This window comes from Klebsiella sp. Sb-30 (assembly GCF_057652795.1).
Genome location: NZ_CM172749.1, coordinates 315752 through 334371 on the forward strand (window position 1 = coordinate 315752; position 18620 = coordinate 334371).

The following is an 18620-nucleotide window of genomic DNA, read 5'->3' on the forward strand; positions in this document are numbered from 1 at the left end:
GTCAGCGGATCCTGTCGGCCTTCAACGCAAACGGCGTTGGTGTGCAGACCGCCAGACTCAGATTGGCAAGCTGGATCTGACTGACCGGGAACGCCGCGCCGCGCGTGCTGTCGACGCTGGCAATCTGCCAGGCGCTGCCGCCGCGCTGCTTAACCATCGCTTCTTTGCGCGTCCAGATACGCCAGAAGGCGTCGAGCTGCCGCTCCGGATGCTCCGCTTCTACTTCCGCATGCTCCCCAGGACTGAAAATGGCGTTAGCCAGCCTGCGCCAGTTCGGGCGAGGGCGAATCACTTCGATATCGCAGCCGACCTCGCCTTCATCGCTGAACAGCAGGGCGATATCATCGCCGCTGTGGCTGAGGTTAAACCAGAGTCCCGTCTCGCCGGAGAACCCCGGTTTACCGTGTTCAGCGTAAATAATCTCAGGCAGCGGCGACACCGCCTGCGCCAACAGGACCCGGCCCGCCAGCCAGCTTGCGCGACGACTGCCCTGCGGCGCCTGAGCCGCGAGCTTATGCGGCAGAGGCCGGGTGCTTAACGTCGAGATTTTTCCCAGGAAAAGTCGATACATATCAGGGCCAGCGCTGAATAATGATGGACGTATTGATCCCGCCGAAGGCGAAGTTATTACTCTGGATAAATTCGCAATCAATCCGGCGGCTCTCGCCCATAATGTAATCCAGCTCGCCGCACTGCGGGTCCGGCCGGCGCAGGTTGAGCGTAGGGGCAAACCAGCCCTCCCGCATCATTTGCAGGCTCATCCAGGCTTCCAGCGCCCCGCAGGCGCCCAGGGTATGGCCAAAATAGCTTTTTAGCGAAGAGATCGGAACGCGGTCGCCAAACACGGCGGCGCTGGCCTGGCTCTCGGCAATATCACCGCGATCGGTCGCCGTGCCGTGCGCCGAAATATAGCCAATATCCTGGGCGCTTAAACCGGCCATTCTGAGCGATTGCTCCATGCAAATTTGCATGGTTTCCCGCTGCGGCTGGGTAATATGCGCCGCGTCGCAGTTGGTGGCGAAGCCAATGATTTCACCGTAAATCGTCGCTCCCCGGGCTTTGGCATGTTCCAGCTCTTCCAGCACAAAGGTGCCGGCGCCTTCGCCAATCACCAGACCGTCACGGGCTTCATCGAACGGCGATGGTGTGGTTTTCGGCTCATCGTTGCGCTGGCTGGTCGCGAACAACGTATCGAAAATAGCCGCTTCCGACGGACACAGCTCTTCAGCGCCGCCGGCCACCATGATGGTCTGATAGCCGTGACGAATCGCCTCCCAGGCATAGCCAATCGCCTGGCTGCCGGAGGTGCAGGCGCTGGAGGTGGGAATGACCCGCCCGCGCAGGCCGAAGAACAGGCCGGTGTTCACTGCGGTTGTGTGCGGCATCATCTGGACGTAGGTCGTGCCGGTGATGTTATTGGTATGCTTTTCCGTCAGCATGGTCGCGAATTCGCTGACCGGACCGGTGCTACCGGTAGAGGAGCCGTAGGCAATACCGGTTTCGCCATTGGTGAGAACCGCCTCGCCAGTCAGTCCGGCCTGCTCCAGCGCCAGCTCGCTGGCGCGGGTGGACATCAGCGAGACGCGGCCCATGGCGCGAATGCGCTTGCGCGTATAGTGCTCCGGCAGGGTGAAATCGTCGATGGGGGCGCCGAGTAGCGTATGCAGACCATCATAGATTTGCCACTCGGGCATTGTGCGCACGGCGTTCTCGTAGGCCTGTAGCCTGGCGGATACCGCCTGCCAGCTTTCGCCGAAGGCGGTGACGCCGCCCATACCGGTAATGACGACGCGACGAGTCATAGCATACCTCCATTGATGGAAATCACCTGACGCGTCACATAGCCTGCAATATCCGACATCAAATAGCTGGCGAGTCCGGCGACTTCTTCGGCCTGACCCATGCGTTTCATCGGAACGAGCGACATCGCCTCTTTGAGGGCGGCCTCTTCCATGGCGATCATCCCGGTATCAATCAGCCCTGGGGCAATGCAGTTGACGGTGATCTTGCGTTTTGCCAGCTCAATGGCCAGCGCTTTGGTCGCGCCGATAATGCCTGCTTTGGCGGCACTGTAGTTAACCTGCCCGCGGTTGCCCATGACGCCTGACACCGAAGAGAGCGTGATAATCCGTCCGCCCTGGCGGGCGCCGATCATCGGCATGATGCATGGCTGAATGACGTTATAAAAACTGTCGAGATTGGTGTGGATCACCGCATCCCAGTCGCTGTCGCTGAGTGCCGGGAAGGCGCCATCCCGGGTAATGCCGGCATTGCTCACCACACCGTACCACGGCCCATGAGTCGCGATATCCTGCTCCAGCACCTCGCGGCACTGCTCACGGTTGGCGACATCAAAACCCAATGTCCGGCCCGTTCCCCCGGCGGCGCGGATGCTCTTCAGCGTCTCCTGCGCACCCTCTGCGTCACGATGATAATGGACGCCGACAATAAAGCCATCGGCCGCCAGCTGGCAGGCGATGGCACGCCCGATACCCTTGCTGGCACCGGTCACTAATACGGAACGACTCATGGTTTCTCTCCCTGATTAAAAAGCGTCGTTAACTCTTCCTGGGTGGGCTGGAAGGTGTTGATGCGGCCCGTTGCCAGCGTGTCATTCCCGCAGCAGATCGTGCAGTCGAAGCTACCGAAACGTTCATCCTGCATTAATAAGCTGACCGCGATGGTCAGCGTTTGCCCGGCGGGCAGAACGCCGGCGGCGCACACCAGTTCTCTGGCTCCCAGCACCATACCGAGGGCGATGTTGTCCAGGTTTTTCTGATGACGATGCCAGCCGGACCAGACGCCAATGGTCTGCGCCATCAGCTCCAGCGCAAACCAGCCCGGCAGATCGCCGTTGGCATCAAGAAACGGCGTCAGTACGCCCCCGGAGGCGACGGTCACGCGACAGGTGGCCGTTTCCTCGGACACCTCCAGCACCTCTTCGAGCAGCAGCATCGGGGCATCGTGCGGCAGATAGGCGCCGGGCGCCAGGTAATGGCTCATGAAAGTCTCCCGAGTAAAATGCTGGCGTTGTTGCCGCCAAAAGCAAATGAGTTGGACAAAATCAGCGGGCGTTCCAGAAGCTGCGACGTCGCGATGATACCGCACTCCGCCAGCGCCGGGTCGTGCGGCGAGAGGCTGAAATCCTGCGCCGGCAGTGGCAAATGACGCTGCAAAATCAGCATACCGATTGCTGCTTCGGTGATCCCGGCGGCGCCGAGAGTATGTCCGGTGAGGTGTTTGGTTGAGCTGCACGGCACGGTGTCGCCAAACAGCTGCTGCACGACCTGCGACTCCACCCGATCGTTAAGCGGCGTGGCGGTGCCGTGCAGGTTGATATAGCCCACCGCCCCGGCGGTGATGCCGGCATCGTCAAGCGCCTGGGTAATGGCGCGGATGGCGCCTTCGCCCTGCGGATGCGGGGCCGAAATATGGTGCGCATCGCTTGATTCGCCGACGCCCAGCAGCGCGATCGGCTGCGGCTCGCGCGTCAGCAGCATCAGCGCCGCCCCTTCACCGATGGTGATCCCGCAGCGGTCGCGGGCAAAGGGCTGGCATCGCGTCACCGAAAGGGACTCCAGACTATGAAAACCGTTCACCGGCATCCGGCTCAGCGTATCGGCGCCGCCGACAATAGCCACGTCGGCGAGGTCGGCTTCAATCAGCCGTCGCCCGCTGATAATGGCCCTGGCGCTGGAGGAGCAGGCGGTGGAGAGGGTGAACGCCGGGCCGTCCAGCGCCAGCCAGTGGCTCAGAAAGCGCGACGGATCGCCCAGCTCCTGCTGCGGATATTGCCAGCCGGCGCTGGTCCCGCCGTTCAGCGTGGCAGCCACGTGAATATCGCCCTCGTCGAGGCCGGAGGTGCTGGTGCCGAGCACCACCGCGACGCGGTCGCTTCCGAAGCGCGCGATGGCCTCGTCGACCTGGGGACGGATCTGGGTTAGCGCCGCCAGCAGCAGCTGGTTATTACGCGATCGGTGGGCCGCAAAATCATCGGCAATGGCAGGCAGGACGGCATCCACGCCGCCGAGTACCGCTGCGGGCTGTCCCTCTAGCCAGCCCGGACGCGGGCGCATACCGGGGGCAATGCCGCGCGTCAGATTCGCGGCGATTTCATCGCAGTTGTCACCCAGCGCATTGATCATGCCGACAGCAGAAATGTAGATCATCTCAGTCACCCAGATATTGAATGGTGATGTGGTATTTAAAGGCCCGCTGCTCAATGCCGATCGGCTCGCGCTTACCCTGCCGGTTGAGGTAGGCGATCGCCGTCACCAGCTGCCCGCGGGCGTTGCGTAGCTCGCGGCGGTCGCCGGTGTCGATCAGGGTCCAGCCCTCCGGCAGCTGCGGTTGCCAGGCGGCGACAGGCCAGTGGCTGAGCATCACATCGGCCAGCACCTGACTTGCCGGCGGCAGCTGCGGAGCGACGATAGACTGCTCGGTGTGCAGCCCCTTTTCATCATAGGTCACAAGAAACAGGCGGATCCCCATCGATGAGAGACCGGCGAGAGTGATTTTTTGCTCATCCGCGTTGAGCATCACCAGCAGCGACTGAGTCTGGCCGTGAAAACGCCCGGTAAGCAGCTGCTGGGCATTCAGCGGCGGGGTGATGCCTGGCGCCGGTAACGTCACGCGGGTTCCCGGCTCCAGCCATGCCTGCGGTCGCCCTTGCCCGGGGCTGGACGAGTGGCTGCACCCGGCGAGGATGAAGGTGGCGGCCAGCGCCGCGGCGCACCAGAGTCTGTGTTTGATCATCGTCTTTTTTTCTCTTTTTTACCGGGCATCGCCAGCGGGGAGAGCAGGAAAGCGGTGAAAATACCGCTGACCAGCACAATGCCAAAACTGCTGATGGCCTGGGTGGCGCTGAAGACCAGCATGCCGAGGGTCAACAGGGTGGTCATCATGGCGAGGATGATGGCCAGCAGCGACGTCAGCGGCGTTCCGCGCGGGTTGCTGAAAAACAGGGTGTAGTTGATACCAATCCCCAGCACCAGCACCAGCGCCAGCAGTGAAAACAGGTTCACCGGGTGGCCGCTGAAGGCGAGGGCTGCCAGCCCGCAGCCTAACGACAGCACGGAGGGCACCAGGCCGATCGACCCTTTGCGCCAGCCGAGACGCAATATGGCGCCACAGGCGATGACCGCCAGCGCAACGACCAGCAGGCCCGTCAAAATATGGCGATAGAGAGTAAACAGTTCGTCAAAGGCACTTTTTCTGTCTACCCACGCGACGCCGGGCTGCTTTTCACTCAGGGCCCGTAGCGCCGCGCTTGTTTTCACACCGTCAACCGGAACCAGCACGCCGCTCTCGCCCGCTGGCAGCGTCAGCCACAGCAGGCGCCAGCCTTCGCTGGCCGGGCTGGCAAGCCAGTCATCGACCGTGACCGGCATGGCCGACAGATCCGCATCGACCGTTTTGAGCCCGGCGTTTTGCAGCGCGGCGGTGACCGCCGGTGCTGCCGCGTTGAGCAGCGCCAGATCCTGGCGTTGACGGGCCAGCGAATTGAGCGGAAGCGTGCGATAACCGCTGAGCATCCCCTGACGTTTCGCCTCGGCAAGGGCTGGTGCAAAGGCCTCCAGCCGCTCCAGCGTCTGCTGCGGCGTCGCACCATAGACCACGAACCATTTCTGATCAACGCTCTGGCCGGTCAGGGCGACGATCGCTTTTTCTTCGGCCAGAAGATGCTGCGGCAGCGCCTGGAGCTGTGAAATATCGTCATCGACCCGCAGGGTGGCGATACCGGCCAGCGAGAAGAGCGCCAGCGTCAGCGGCAGGCCAATATACAGTTTTTTGTTGCGTCGCCATGCCGCCAGCCAGCGAAGCATGAGCCCCATCGCCGGCACCGGGCGAACCGGCAGACCGCGGGACAGCAGCGGATGCCAGAAAATCACCGTCAGGCAGGAGGCGCTCAGTCCGACGGCGGCGAACACCGACATCTGGCGAATACCGGGGAAGGGGGCGAGCATCATGATGAGATAGGCCACCACGGCCGTCAGCAGCGCCAGCAGCAACGTGCGGCGGACTTTGGCAAGGCTTTGCCACGGCGTGGCATCATGCCCGTGGACCATACGTTCCGTGAGATAGTACAGCGTATAGTCGGCGGAGATACCGATAATGCTCATGCTCATCACCAGCGTCATCAGATGCAGTTCGCCAAACAGCAGCAGCGTGGCGACGGTGCCCGCCAGCCCGCCAATGCCGACGGAAATCACGCACAGCAGCAGCGGCCGAAGCGAACGGAAGGTCACGACGATAAGCAGGATCACCCCAAGCAGTGTGGCGATGCCGAGGGTGGAGATATCCTGCTTCGCCTGCTGGCTGGCGTAGTCGCTGTAAAACACCGTCCCGCGGGTGAGCACCTGTGCCTGCGGGTAGCGCGCTTTTAATTGCTCTTCCAGCTCCGCGAGGGTCGTCACGACGCGGTGCGTCTGCTGCATATCGAATGAGGAACCCGCCAGCTCGCCGTGGATCAGATACCAGTCATTTCCCTGCTTATCCTGGGTTACCAGCCAGCCGTCTTTGAGCTGCAAACGCTGGCCGTTTTGCGCCATCGCCAGCTGCGAGCCGCGCATCAGCATCAGCGGATCGTTTTGCAGCTCTTTGCCGCTGACGCCGGAAAAGGCGGAGTAGAGCTGGGAGAGGACCCACTGCGCCTGCGCCGCGCCGCCGTTTTGCAGGCGAGCGCGGGTGGCATCATCGATAAGCCCGTTGCGGTGCTGCCAGAAAAAGGTTCCCCACGCCTGCTGGCTGGCGGCATCCATTGGGCCTTTCACGTCCGCGAGAGCGTTCGATTGCTGAAGGAGAGTGAGCCATTCGCCTGCCGCCTGAGGACCGGCCTGCTTGCCGGGGCTCACCAGCCAGACTATCTGCCGGTCCAGCCGCTGCATAAAGCCATCGTTCAGGGCCGGGGGAATAGCGCCAAGGGTCTGCTTCGGCAACATCGCCAGCACGCTGCTGTTGACCCGCGATTGCGGCAGCAGCGTCAGCAGAACGCCCAGCATCAGCAGGCAGACGCAGCCCCACAGCAGCGCGATGCTCCGGCGGTTACGGTGCAGCAAATCGTTGTCGTTCGTCATCGGTCAGTTGCGCGGGCGTCAGTTGATGTTGAGAGAGGACGATATCGGTACGATCGCCTTGTTTATCATTGAGTTGAATATTTTCCAGGTTGCGCTGGCCCGCCAGGTCGATGGTGGCGAAGATTTTATCCAGCGGTGTGGTTTTCGGCGTCAGGCGCAGGGTCCATCGCCCTTCGCCGGTATCGGCAAACTCGACGCGGAAGTTCTGCTCCAGCACCTGACGGTCGGCCTGAAACAGCGCGCGCAGCAAATGGTTGAACTGGAACATCTGCGGGTTGTTCTCGGCGGTGATCGTCTGCGGCGGCTGGCCGCCGATCGCCTGTACCATCCGTTTATCATCCAGCAGGAGCTGCATCGGGAACGGGGCGGTCTGATCCCACAGCAGCCCCTGGTCGCGGGCGATCAGCATCTGGCCCTGGGATCGCAGCGGCTGCGGCAGATCCTTAATGGTACGGGTTTGATCGAAGTGGGCGCGGATCACCGGCTGTTCGGTCAAGCGCTGCTGCAGATCGTCAAGCGTCAGGGCGCTGAGCAACGGGCTAATCAGCAGCGCCAGCAGGGGCCACCATCTCATGGCTTCACCCCCATGCGCTCAAACAGGATGTCCGGGCTGATGAAGCTCATCTCACGGCTTTTCTCCTCCACGGCGACCTGGATGGTATAGCCGGTGGTGGTGCGTTTTCCGCTGTCGGCGGCGAAAATTTCATAGCCGATGCGCAGCCGGTTTTCGTACTCTTCTATCCGGGCGCGCACGCGAAAACGTTGTTCAAAGGTCAGCACGTCGCGATATTTCACCCGGGTATCCACCACCGGCCACAGATAGCCGGATTCTTTCATCTGGCGGTAGCCATAGTTGAACTGATTGAGCAGCGCCTCGCGGGCAATCTCAAAGTAGCGAAAGTAGTTGCCATGCCACACCACGCCCATCATATCGACGTCGTGAAACGGTACGGTCAGCTCTACCTCGGCAGTAAAACGGGGATCGTTAAGCACCCTTTACTCCTTCTCTTTGGCATCCGGCAGCTGCCAGAAATCGAAAAAATTGAACCAGTCCAGCGGCGACTGCAGCGCGTAGTGCTCAAGGCGCTGTGCATAGCGGTCAATGGCATGCTGTAACGCCGCCTGGCGTTCTGCGCGAGGCAGCGTCAGCGGGTCGGCGAAGGGTTCGCAATGAATATGCAGTTTGCCCTGCTGGCGCAGCGCAAAAATCAGCTGCACCGGACAGCGCAGAATCGACGCCAGAATAAACGGCCCCTGCGGGAAAGGCGCGGGTTGTCCCATGAACTCACTCCAGCAGACGCGCCATTCGCCGCCGCGCTGGGGCGTCACGGCGATGCGGTCGCCGACGATAGCCACCCATTCGTTCCGCTCCAGCTTCTCTTTGAGCAGCATCGCGGTCTCCGGGCCGATATCGGTCACCGGCATCAGGTTGATCCCGGCCTGCGGCGCCATCTCCTCCATGATCTGTTTAAAGCGGCGGGCGTTATCGCTAAACACCAGTGCGTTAATGACCTGACCGCCCTGCAATTGCGCCAGCGCCCGGCAGGCCTCGACATCGCCGAGATGGGAGGCCAGCAATAGCTTGCCGCCGGGAGTCCTGTTGCTGAGCGCTTCTTCCGCTCCGGGAGCGAAAACCACATCGCGTCCGAAGCGTAATTCGCCGCGCCAGCCGGCGATTTTGTCGAGCATCGCCTCGCCAAAGCGCAGAAAATGGCGATAGCTGTTGAGGTGCGCGGGCAGCGGCTGCTGACGGGCGGTAAGCTGCACGCGCACGCGCGACAGCCAGTTTTGCGAGGCCTGACGGGCGCGGTGCGCGATCAGCCAATAGACGGCCACCACCGGGTAGAGCAGCCACGAAAACGCCCTACGCCCCAGCAGTCGCCAGACCAGCAGCATCAGACGCATTCCCCACAGCCCTTTGACCTCCTGCTGCTGCGCCCAGTGGATTGTCCGACGGCGAAACAGCAGGGAAGGGATACGCGGCAGCATGCCGAGGAACAGGCGAGTGTGCATCCACGAGATGCGACAGTTGTCCTTAAGCGCATCAAAATGAGACAGCCCGTCCGCGGGATAGGTCACGCGGGTCGCAACAAAATGGCTGTCATTACCCTGCCAGTAGAGACGCACCATAACTTCGGTATCGAAATCCATCCGTTTACCCAGCGCCACGCGCTGCGCCAGCTGTAGCGTTGGCGCAATCGGGTAGACGCGAAAGCCGCACATGCTGTCTTTCAACTGGAGCGAGAGCGTTTCTATCCACACCCAGATGTGGGTAATCCAGCGGCCATAGAGGCGCGAGCGGGGGATCGTGTTGTCGTAAACGGGACGCCCGGAGATCAGCGCGGTCGGGTGCGCTTGCGCGAGGGTCAGCAGTTGTGGAATATCCTCAATGGCGTGCTGCCCGTCGGCATCCACCTGCACGGCGTGGCTGAAACCCGCCGCGGCTGCGGCCTGCAGACCGCGGATCACCGCCGCGCCTTTGCCGGCATTTTCCGTCAGGCGAATCAGCGTCAACCCGGGATCCTGCGCCGCCAGTTGTTCCAGCACCTGGCGCGTCGGCGCGTCGCTGCCATCGTCGACCACAATGCACGGCAGATTGCAGGGCCGTAAACGGGCCAGTACCCGGGGCATCATCGCGCCGTGGTTGTAGCAAGGGATCACCACACAGGGCGCGAAGGTTACTGACATAGACGGATTTTCCCGCTGCTGGCGGTATGCCGCGCTTCGCCATCGTGGCGCTGATAGTTGAAGGTGAGTATCTGGCGCGCTTCCTGCCAGTGCAGGGTGAGCGTGACGGTCGCATCCGGCAGGAGCGGCGCCTGGAATTTGACGTTCTGAATGCTGTGGAACCGCCAGCCTGGCGCCAGCAGCGTGGTGGCGTAATGCATGACCCAGTCCAGCTGGGCAACGCCGGGCAGCAGCGGCTGTACGGCAAAATGGCCGCTAAACCAGAAAAGGCCAGGATCGAGGTACAAGACAATCTCAACCTGCTGCTGATGCGCCTGATTCCCTTCAATTTCATGGGGTTTCATGAAATAACTCCTGTAATTGCGCATATACGCGCTTGTTCATGCTGTTCACCGGGATCTCGTCGATAATGCGCCAGTAGCGGGGAATGGCGACCGACTCAAGCCTTGGCCGAAGCGCTCGTCGCCACGCCTGCTCAAGGGGTTTATTGGCGGATTGCCACTTCTGACGGGTATGGCCATTGAGCACCAGCAGGACACCGATGGCCTGGCGGCCACCGCGGCTGACGGGTAAAGCCACCGCGTCCTGAATTCCCTCCAGTTCCAGCAGGCGCTGTTCAATTTCGCTGAGTGAAATCCGCTTTTCTTCAATTTTAACCACCCGTCCCCGGCGTCCGGCCAGACGAAACTGTCCGTCATCGGTGAATTGCAGGGTATCGTCGAGTAGCAGGCCATCTTGATGGGCAATCAGCGGCGAAAATACGCGAAACGCTTCGCCTTCGGGGAGAAAGCTGACCCCGGGGAAAGGCCGCCAGTCGCCTTGCTCCTGCTCGCGGCAGCGCCAGGCAAGGATGCCGGTTTCGGTACTGCCGTAAATCTCATCCGGCCTGCATTTAAGCCAGTCGTTCGCCCCGGTCACCTGCTCCCAGGGCAGTACTCCGCCGGCAGAGAACAAGATCGCCACCGGCGGCGGATTCAGTCTGGGGTCAAGGCGCTTCAAAAAGGCCGGACTGCTGATAAACGCATAGCGATGCCGGGGATCCAGCGCGCTGAGTTGCTCGGCATAATTCAGCATTGCCGCGTCTAGCGGCAGGCCGAGCGCCATGGGCAGGAAAATGCGAAAGGTCAGGCCGTAAAGATGCTGGGGTGCTACCGACGCGACAATACGACAGCCGGCCAGCCGGTCGGCAAAGTGCGTGGCCAGCAGTTCAGCCTCGTGGTCGAGAACGGCCAGCGATTTGATAATTCGCTTCGGTTGCCCCGTCGAACCTGAGGTGAACAGCTCAATGGCGGCGTCATCAGCCAGCGGGTGAAAGGTGACCGTCTGCGTGGGAGAGCGTCGGGAACGGCTGATGACCCATGTCGGGCCGCTCCAGCCAAGGGGCTTTTCACTGAGCACGCCATCGAACAGCGCGCGTTGCTCTTCCAGCTGAGAGAGGCGGCTGTGCCCCGGGATCACCGGCGTTTTGTGGGCATGCAGCGTGGCCAGCAGCGCGACCAGAAACAGATAGCTGTCGTCAAAACAGAGCGCCCAGCGTTGACCCTGGTGCTGCTGCAGCCGCTCCACGCAGCGCGCAACGTCATTGCGCAGATGGCCCAATGTCCAGAACTGGTCTCCCCGCCAGGCCACGAGGGTGTCGGCCGAACGCGGGGCACTCAGCCAGCGGATCACAGAAAGAGGCGGCATCATAAGGATTCTCGCTTCATCACCCGACGGCGTACCAGCCACTCTCCGGCCATCAGGGCGCCGATCAGCAGATAGGCGATCATGCCGTTCCACGCGGTCCAGAGCGCCATATCACCGTACAGCGCCGTCAAGAGGGCGATACTGCCATTGACGATAAAAAACAGGCACCAGATCTGCGTGACCCGACGGGTATAGCGCACGGCGGCGGCGGGGAGGTGAGGCTCTCGTATGCGGGCCAGGCGTTCCACCAGCGGCATGGTTGTCCACAGCGAACCGCCGAACGCAGCCAGCATCACGGCGTTGACCACCAGCGGGTAAAACAGCAGCAGCTGGTGCGTTTTCAGCAGTGTGCTGGCCACGCAGAGGGCGATCCCCGCCAGCGCGACCACCTGGGTGACGATGCGCAGCGGACCCGCCTGGCGCCGGGTCTGGCGCAGGCGTAAATAGAGCAGCAGCGCCATTAAAGGGAGCAGCCAGCGCAGGCTGTTATGCGCGAGGCCCAGCCAGATGACGCCAGGCCAGGCCAGCAGGAGCAGGCTTGTCAGCAGCAGAATACCCTTGCGTGGAAGTGCCCCCGACATGCGGATCAGGCTTCCCGGGACAGGCGTTCGAGGGCATCAACCACATCCTGCACGGTACGCACGGCTTTAAATTCTTCTGCTTTGATTTTCTTGCTGGTTTTTTTCTGCAGGTGGACGATCATATCGACCGCGTCGATGCTATCCAGCTCCAGGTCTTCGTACAGCCGCGCTTCCGGTTTGATGTCTTCAGGATCGATCTCGAACAGCTTAACCAGCAGTGCCGAGACGTCGGCATAAATATCATGTGATTCAGTCATGGGGCGAGCCTCAGGTACGTTGAGCGTCGATAAACGCGGCCAGGGTGGCAACGGAGAAGAAATGCTGGCGCATCTCGTCGCTTTCGGCGGAGAGCACCACGCCGTAGCGGTTTTTTACCGCCAGCCCCAGCTCCAGGGCGTCGATGGAATCCAGACCCAGGCCATCGCCAAAGAGTGCCGCATCGGTGTCAATGTCGTCAGCCGACAGTTCTTCCAGATTCAACGTAGTAATTATGAGATTTTTAATTTCAAGATAGAGCGCTTGCATCATTAATTCCTGAAGTAGGCGTAGTACCTGATTGTAATTGAAGCAAAAGATGCCGATTCAGCTGCCGTGCCGCCAGCGATGGCGTCTGTGAGCTGGCATCGAAAAACTGGTTGATACGTATCCGCTCCCGCACCTCAATCGTAAACAGAGGTTTGGTGGGCGGCGCATCGTACCATTTGCACTGCTTGCCAAGCATGTGCTCGCTGCAGCGGATTGTCACGACCCGTAAATCGCTGGCGCAGCGCACGGCAATATTGGCCGCGCCGCGCTGTAACGTCATCTGTTCACCGGGGCGCGTCCGCGTGCCTTCGGGGAAAATCAAAATGGTATCCCCCTGCTGAAGGCGGCTCAGACTGGCGGGCAGCAGCGAATCCGCCTGGTCATTAAGCAGATAATCCGCTGCGCGAATCACGCCGCTGACGAACGGGTTCTTCAGCAGGCTGCTTTTTACCATGCAGTCGGTTTCCGGCATGATCGAAGCCAGCATCACGTAGTCGATCAAGCTGGGATGGTTGGCCACCACCAGACAGCCTCGCTCCTGGCGTAGAATATCACCGCCTTCAATGCGGTAATCCAGCACGCCGACGGCTCTGACCACCGCCAAAAAGAGGCGGAAACTGGCTGCAATGCTGCGCCGCGCCAGGCGACGGCGACGGGGTTTGTTCCTGATAACGATCAGCAGCAGGTTGAACCAGATGAGGGACAGCAGCAGTCCACCAAGACCGAACAAGGCGAAACAGACGCCGGTCATGGCTCCCCGCCAGACCCGGTTCAGACGTGCCAGGATAGGGTTCATGCGCGGCTCCATTGCCACTGCACGCGCTCGCCGGGCAGGGTAAAGGTGGGGCTGTCCTGCAAATAGTGTTGTAAAAATAACAGGCTTTGCGGTAGCGCGGTCTCTGCGGACGTTTCGCCGCGACGGGTGACACAGCGCAGCGCCGTCCCGGCTTCAATCACCAGCGCCAGCGCATAGGGCCAGGTCGGCATTTCTGGCGATAGCTGCGGATGATAAAACTCGGGCAGGTAGCCGTCGAAATCTACCATTAATACCCGCTGATAGCCTGCCTGCAGCAGGCACATGACTTCGCATAGCCCTTGCTGGAAGGTATCCCGCCCGGCCGACAGAGAGGAGGAAACGATCGGCCGCTGTGCGGCAATCGTCAGATTGCCCACCGCCGAATTATGGACGGAGAGGGCAAAGTCGGTCGGGGAGATGGCCTGCTGCGTCGCCAGGGCGTGGAGAATACGATAATTGCGTTCAAGTTCGCCGTGGCGACTGGTGTACAGTATGGCGTCGATTTGATGACGGCGCAGCATTGCCAGCCCGCACTCAACGGCGAGTTTACTGCCGGAGCTAAGACGTCTGGCGGTCATCATCGGTAATTCGGTTAATTTTGCCTGCGGGGCTGAGGGATCGAAGGCGTGCGGATGCCGTGACCATTGCTGCCACTGTGTCGCTTCGCTCATTCCCGGGGCTCTGCCCTGCCAGTCAACTATGTTTAGTGCAAATTTCATCAACGCGTATCCGCGATAAATCGGTGATCTTAGTGCCATTTTTAACGGCACTTTTTATTTTTGTTGTGGCACGCGTATACAGTATGGCTAACGCCTGGACCAACGATGTATTACCGGCCTGGATTGTTTACCGTTCCGCTTTTGGCCGACCGGATATCCGGCCTCAGAATGCGACTGAGGACATATCGGCAAGCGTATTCACCGTATGGCAATTTATGCGGCGAAGTCAGGGCGTATTTTCGATATTTTCACATGCCAGCGCAATTTATTATGGTAACTATTCGCGCCTGAGAGAGATATTCTGTTATTCCATCAACAGGTCTGTGACCTGACTCTGACATTTCCGCCACATATTCTACCGGGTGGCAAACGAATACATAGGATAATGCCGAAACCGGTCTCGCATCAGAATAGTCTCTGATCCTGTTCCTCTTCAGGAGTCAGCATTTGCGCGCTGACTCCTGAATCAATGATGGGCTGAGATGACGTGGACAATCACAGGCTCGAACCAGCGGCTAAATTTACCTGAATATCTTTATCCAGATTGTGGACCCAGCGGTTATAGTTTTTATGGATTTTCCCACCGGAGGCCATCATATTGCTGCTGCTGACGTAGTGAATAGAATAACCGCTGGCGGAGTAATTAATACGGACCTCAACGACATGGTCGCGCGCCTGCTGACGCGCGGCGATCGCGCCAGGCGCGGTTTGCGACATGATCCACTGGCGCTGCACGCCGGCCCGCAGAATGGCCTGTTTCACCTGATCCTCAGTATGACCGGCGCTCACGGCGGTCTGGATTTGCTCCACCGGCGCGGTGCGCGCGCAGCCGGCCAACGCGCCTGCAACCGCAATAGCGGCGAACCACTGCACATACTTTTTCATGAACACTCCCTGTCAAATTACCGGTAATACAATGAAATGGCTGACGTTAAAAATGAATGTCAGTCGCCATATAGTTCCGGATAAATATCCGGTATGGATTTCCGTGTTGTCTTAAGATGAGACGGTTTTCATCATAAAGGATAGCGAGCGAGGCCACCAGCAGTTATGAGTGATAATGAATGGTTTGATGAGGTTGAATTTTAACGGCATGGCGGGAATTCCCGAAGCTTATACCCTTGACATTATTATTCGCCAGACCGTTAATTCGCGGGGGATATTCAGGTATATCGCTGACGGTATTTAAATAAATATGTCGTAGATTGCCAGTGGCATGTGTGTTGGCGACGTCCGTTCACTCCGCTGACCGGGTTATCGGTGTTCCCGGGCGAGTCTTGCTCCTCACCCGACGCCGCCTTCGGCTATTCACATTTGCTCCTGACGAATGGGGCTCTCTTACCGGCCTGTTCCGGCTAGCGACAAAAACATTCATCCCGTGGCGGAGCGAAAATGACCGTCAGTTATCCTCTGGCAGCACTTGCTGGCAGACGCTGTACTCGATGCTGAGATTGACCGTGCGGCCCGTCGAGCGCGAATTTCTGCGCCGCGGGCTGCTTTTGAGCAGACGACGTGGTAATAGTGAAACATTGTTGTAAAAGTCTGGTGGACCCAATGCCCGAACCCGTTGACGAACCGGCGCTCAATGGAGTGCGCCTTAATCTGCGGATTGTCTCCGTGGTGATGTTTAATTTTGCCAGCTACCTGACAATTGGCCTGCCGTTGGCCGTTCTGCCGGGCTATGTCCATGATGTGATGGGATTTAGCGCGTTCTGGGCCGGCCTGGTCATTAGCCTGCAATATTTTGCCACTCTCCTCAGCCGCCCTCATGCCGGACGCTACGCCGATCTCCTTGGGCCGAAAAAGATCGTGATCTTCGGGCTATGCGGCTGTTTTCTCAGCGGTTTAAGCTATCTGCTGGCGGCCGTCGGCAGCGGCTGGCCGATCCTTAGCCTGGCTCTGCTGTGCCTCGGCCGGGTGATTCTCGGTATCGGGCAAAGCTTTGCCGGTACTGGTTCAACGCTATGGGGAGTGGGGGTGGTGGGCTCGCTGCATATCGGGCGGGTGATTTCGTGGAACGGAATCGTGACTTACGGGGCGATGGCGATGGGGGCGCCGCTCGGCGTGCTCTGTTACTCCCTTGTCGGGCTGCCGGGGCTGGCGTGGGCGATTATGGCCGTGGCGCTGGTCGCTATTCTGTGCGCGCTGCCGAGGGCGGCGGTCAGAGCGACGAAGGGCAAAGCGATGACGTTTCGCGCCGTGCTGGGCCGGGTCTGGCCGTATGGGATGGCGCTGGCATTGGCTTCCGCCGGGTTTGGCACGATCGCGACGTTTATTACCCTGTTTTACGACGCCAAAGGCTGGGACGGCGCGGCGTTTGCGCTGACGCTATTTAGCTGCGCGTTTGTTGGCACGCGTCTGCTGTTCCCCAATGGCATTAATCGTCTGGGGGGACTGAACGTCGCGATGCTGTGCTTTAGCGTTGAGATTGTCGGACTTCTGCTGGTGGGGTTGGCTGAGACTTCATCGATCGCCAAAGTCGGGACCTTCTTTGCTGGCGCCGGTTTTTCACTGGTCTTCCCTGCGCTGGGGGTGGTGGCGGTGAAGGCGGTGCCGCAGCAGAATCAGGGCTCGGCGCTGGCGACCTATACGGTATTTATGGATCTGTCTTTAGGCATTACCGGGCCGCTGGCCGGGCTGCTGATGGCATGGGCCGGGATTTCCACCATTTATCTGGCGGCGGCGGGGCTGGTGACGGTGGCGCTGTTGCTGAGCTGGCGGTTAAAAAAACGGCCCCCGGCGGTGTCACCGGAGGCCGCTACGTCAGGCCAGTAGTTACTGGATGACGAGGGTATTGATGATGTTTTCAGCTGCGCTTTGCGCCTGCTGCTGATTGTCTGCCGGCAGCGTGATCTGCAGGGTCAGCAGCTTATCGTCAACCTTGCCGAGAATGACGGAAGACCAGGCGGTCTGGCCTTTGGCGGAGATGATGCTGTCCAGCTGCTGCAGCGTGTGGCCTTTGATATCAATCGATTTATTGGTGACAACCTGCAGCTGTGGATCGCGGCTGCGCTGCTGATCTTCCAGGCGTTGAGCCAGCACGCTCAATTCTTCATTGGTGCTGTCACCAACAATCACGATCACCGCTTTCTGTCCGGTGGCGTCAGAATAGACGTGCATGTTATTGGCCTGGGTACCCAGCTTGCCGCTCTGATCGGTCATTCCTGCTGGCAGGGAAAAACTCAGCTTGCCATCCAGCAGGCTGATATTTTGTCCGCTGGCGTTGCTTTCCGCAGCAGCCCCGGCAGTCGGCGTTTTTGTGTCGCTGTTATCACAGGCCGCAAGCCCCATAACCAGCAGGCCAATACCGACATATTTAACCAAATTGCGCATTGACATCTTCCTTTCGATAAACGGCCATTAACGGCTCATTCGCTTATCTTATCACATCAACCTGCGAGTACTCTTAACCTGGCTGCAATGCGGATAAATCAGATTTATCTGCCAGTTTTTTCAGCAGCATATTCAACAACATGCCATACATCGGCAGGAAGAAAACAATGCTAATCAGTACCTTGAAGCTGTAGTCGACAATCGCGATTTCTCCCCAGTTCGCCGCCATAAACGGGTCCGGACTACGCCAGAAAGCGATGAAGAAAAAGGCCAGGGTATCGCTGACGTTGCCGAACAGGGTCGAGGCGGTCGGCGCCAGCCACCAGCGGCGGTTTTGACGCAGGCGGTTAAAGACGTGGACATCGAGGATCTGGCCCAGCGCGTAGGCCATGAAACTGGCGGCGGCGATACGGGCGACGAACAGGTTAAAGTGGGTCAGCGCGGCAAAGCCTTGCCATTCGCCCATATAAAACAGGGACGAGATGCCATAGGAGATCAGCAGCGCCGGGACCATCACCGCCAGGATAATGCGTCGTGCCAGCGGCGCGCCGAAAATCCGCACCGTCAGATCGGTGGCGAGGAAGATAAACGGAAAGCTGAACGCGCCCCAGGTGGTATGAAAACCAAAAATGGAGATCGGGAGCTGCACCAGATAGTTGCTGGAGGTGATAACCAGCAAATGAAAAAGAGAAAGCCAGACCAGCGCTTTTTGACGCTGTGACGTTGTAAATGGACTCATATTGTGACCTTTTTAGTGATTGGGGTGAGGGAACCCAATAAATCAATACTCGTGCTGTGTTTTGCCAACCCACGAGTACCAGTTTGAAGCGGCAGAATGATACTGCGTTGAGCGGGTATTGCAATGGTTGTTTTTCGCGCAAACGTTAACCTGACTTGCGTAGCGGAAAAGTGGGGGTAAACTAGGGCCGTTTTGTTGATGTGAGATGAAAATGACCGAACTTTTCTCCAGCCCTGACCACACTCTGGATGCTCAGGGCCTGCGTTGCCCGGAGCCGGTAATGATGGTGCGTAAGACCGTACGTACAATGCCGGTGGGCGAAACGCTGCTGATTATCGCCGACGATCCGGCGACAACCCGTGATATTCCGGGTTTTTGCCGCTTTATGGAGCATGAGCTGCTGGCGCAAGAAACCGCGGCGCTGCCCTATCGCTATCTGATTCGTAAAAGCCATTAAGCACGGGTTTACGTGCCTCT

Annotated in this window: 22 protein-coding genes; 2 read left to right on the top strand and 20 right to left on the bottom strand. The window is 59.7% G+C overall.

The window, feature by feature from the left end; all coding sequences use genetic code 11:
- Position 1 precedes the first annotated feature (1 nt).
- From acpT to AC236I_RS01510, 18 genes are all read right to left on the bottom strand, one after another.
- The gene (gene acpT, locus AC236I_RS01425) at positions 2–571 is read right to left on the bottom strand and encodes a 4'-phosphopantetheinyl transferase AcpT (protein ID WP_004868626.1); all 570 of its coding nucleotides are present in this window, start codon (positions 569–571) and stop codon (positions 2–4) included.
- A gap of 1 nt (position 572) precedes the next feature.
- Positions 573–1802, bottom strand: coding sequence for a beta-ketoacyl-ACP synthase (locus tag AC236I_RS01430; RefSeq protein WP_015585577.1), 1230 nt, complete (start codon positions 1800–1802; stop codon positions 573–575).
- Positions 1799–2530 (bottom strand): 3-ketoacyl-ACP reductase FabG2, encoded by a 732-nt coding sequence (locus AC236I_RS01435; RefSeq protein WP_015585578.1) that lies wholly within the window; start codon positions 2528–2530, stop codon positions 1799–1801. Before AC236I_RS01435 ends, AC236I_RS01430 begins: the two co-directional genes overlap by 4 nt.
- Positions 2527–3003 (bottom strand): hotdog family protein, encoded by a 477-nt coding sequence (locus tag AC236I_RS01440; RefSeq protein WP_015585579.1) that lies wholly within the window; start codon positions 3001–3003, stop codon positions 2527–2529. The genes AC236I_RS01435 and AC236I_RS01440 overlap by 4 nt, the downstream gene beginning before the upstream one ends.
- Positions 3000–4169 carry a beta-ketoacyl-[acyl-carrier-protein] synthase family protein gene (locus tag AC236I_RS01445; RefSeq protein ID WP_054829450.1) on the bottom strand — a complete coding sequence of 390 codons (1170 nt, stop codon included), beginning with the start codon at positions 4167–4169 and terminating at the stop codon, positions 3000–3002. The genes AC236I_RS01440 and AC236I_RS01445 overlap by 4 nt, the downstream gene beginning before the upstream one ends.
- A 1-nt stretch (position 4170) precedes the next feature.
- Entirely contained in the window at positions 4171–4755 is a 585-nt protein-coding gene (locus AC236I_RS01450) for a DUF3261 domain-containing protein (protein WP_103073132.1), read from the bottom strand.
- Entirely contained in the window at positions 4752–7076 is a 2325-nt protein-coding gene (locus AC236I_RS01455; RefSeq protein ID WP_487608677.1) for an MMPL family transporter, read from the bottom strand. Before AC236I_RS01455 ends, AC236I_RS01450 begins: the two co-directional genes overlap by 4 nt.
- Positions 7045–7650, bottom strand: a complete 606-nt coding sequence (locus tag AC236I_RS01460; RefSeq protein WP_004868611.1) for an outer membrane lipoprotein carrier protein LolA — start codon at positions 7648–7650, stop codon at positions 7045–7047. The genes AC236I_RS01455 and AC236I_RS01460 overlap by 32 nt, the downstream gene beginning before the upstream one ends.
- Positions 7647–8069: an acyl-CoA thioesterase gene (locus tag AC236I_RS01465; RefSeq protein WP_054829451.1), complete on the bottom strand. Its 423-nt coding sequence runs from the start codon at positions 8067–8069 to the stop codon at positions 7647–7649. Before AC236I_RS01465 ends, AC236I_RS01460 begins: the two co-directional genes overlap by 4 nt.
- Positions 8070–8072: 3 nt before the next feature.
- Positions 8073–9764, bottom strand: coding sequence for a glycosyltransferase family 2 protein (locus AC236I_RS01470; RefSeq protein ID WP_015585583.1), 1692 nt, complete (start codon positions 9762–9764; stop codon positions 8073–8075).
- Positions 9755–10108, bottom strand: coding sequence for an ApeI family dehydratase (locus AC236I_RS01475; protein WP_069476378.1), 354 nt, complete (start codon positions 10106–10108; stop codon positions 9755–9757). Before AC236I_RS01475 ends, AC236I_RS01470 begins: the two co-directional genes overlap by 10 nt.
- Positions 10095–11453: an AMP-binding protein gene (locus AC236I_RS01480; protein WP_100663206.1), complete on the bottom strand. Its 1359-nt coding sequence runs from the start codon at positions 11451–11453 to the stop codon at positions 10095–10097. The genes AC236I_RS01475 and AC236I_RS01480 overlap by 14 nt, the downstream gene beginning before the upstream one ends.
- Complete coding sequence (locus tag AC236I_RS01485; protein ID WP_004868602.1) at positions 11450–12031, bottom strand: COG4648 family protein; 582 nt, start codon at positions 12029–12031, stop codon at positions 11450–11452. Before AC236I_RS01485 ends, AC236I_RS01480 begins: the two co-directional genes overlap by 4 nt.
- 5 nt (positions 12032–12036) lie before the next feature.
- The gene (locus AC236I_RS01490; protein WP_004868599.1) at positions 12037–12288 is read right to left on the bottom strand and encodes an acyl carrier protein; all 252 of its coding nucleotides are present in this window, start codon (positions 12286–12288) and stop codon (positions 12037–12039) included.
- Between the two features lie 10 nt (positions 12289–12298).
- The gene (locus tag AC236I_RS01495) at positions 12299–12556 is read right to left on the bottom strand and encodes a phosphopantetheine-binding protein (protein ID WP_004868598.1); all 258 of its coding nucleotides are present in this window, start codon (positions 12554–12556) and stop codon (positions 12299–12301) included.
- Positions 12537–13352: a lysophospholipid acyltransferase family protein gene (locus tag AC236I_RS01500; RefSeq protein ID WP_004868595.1), complete on the bottom strand. Its 816-nt coding sequence runs from the start codon at positions 13350–13352 to the stop codon at positions 12537–12539. Before AC236I_RS01500 ends, AC236I_RS01495 begins: the two co-directional genes overlap by 20 nt.
- A complete protein-coding gene (locus AC236I_RS01505) occupies positions 13349–14071 on the bottom strand; it encodes a beta-ketoacyl synthase chain length factor (protein WP_004868593.1) in 723 nt (240 codons plus the stop codon). Before AC236I_RS01505 ends, AC236I_RS01500 begins: the two co-directional genes overlap by 4 nt.
- Before the next feature lie 495 nt (positions 14072–14566).
- Positions 14567–14956: a hypothetical protein gene (locus AC236I_RS01510; protein WP_004868592.1), complete on the bottom strand. Its 390-nt coding sequence runs from the start codon at positions 14954–14956 to the stop codon at positions 14567–14569.
- A gap of 669 nt (positions 14957–15625) precedes the next feature.
- On the opposite strand from AC236I_RS01510, the gene AC236I_RS01515 reads away from it, so the two are divergent.
- Complete coding sequence (locus AC236I_RS01515; RefSeq protein ID WP_137056241.1) at positions 15626–16846, top strand: MFS transporter; 1221 nt, start codon at positions 15626–15628, stop codon at positions 16844–16846.
- Here AC236I_RS01515 and AC236I_RS01520 read toward each other — a convergent pair whose 3' ends face one another.
- Both AC236I_RS01520 and AC236I_RS01525 read right to left on the bottom strand, forming a co-directional pair.
- Positions 16847–17404 (bottom strand): DcrB family lipoprotein, encoded by a 558-nt coding sequence (locus tag AC236I_RS01520; protein ID WP_004868586.1) that lies wholly within the window; start codon positions 17402–17404, stop codon positions 16847–16849. It abuts the gene before it with no gap.
- Between the two features lie 73 nt (positions 17405–17477).
- A complete protein-coding gene (locus tag AC236I_RS01525) occupies positions 17478–18143 on the bottom strand; it encodes a 7-cyano-7-deazaguanine/7-aminomethyl-7-deazaguanine transporter (protein ID WP_004868583.1) in 666 nt (221 codons plus the stop codon).
- A 211-nt stretch (positions 18144–18354) separates the two neighbouring features.
- On the opposite strand from AC236I_RS01525, the gene tusA reads away from it, so the two are divergent.
- Positions 18355–18600, top strand: a complete 246-nt coding sequence (tusA, locus tag AC236I_RS01530) for a sulfurtransferase TusA (RefSeq protein ID WP_004868581.1) — start codon at positions 18355–18357, stop codon at positions 18598–18600.
- The last annotated feature ends 20 nt before the right edge of the window (positions 18601–18620 follow it).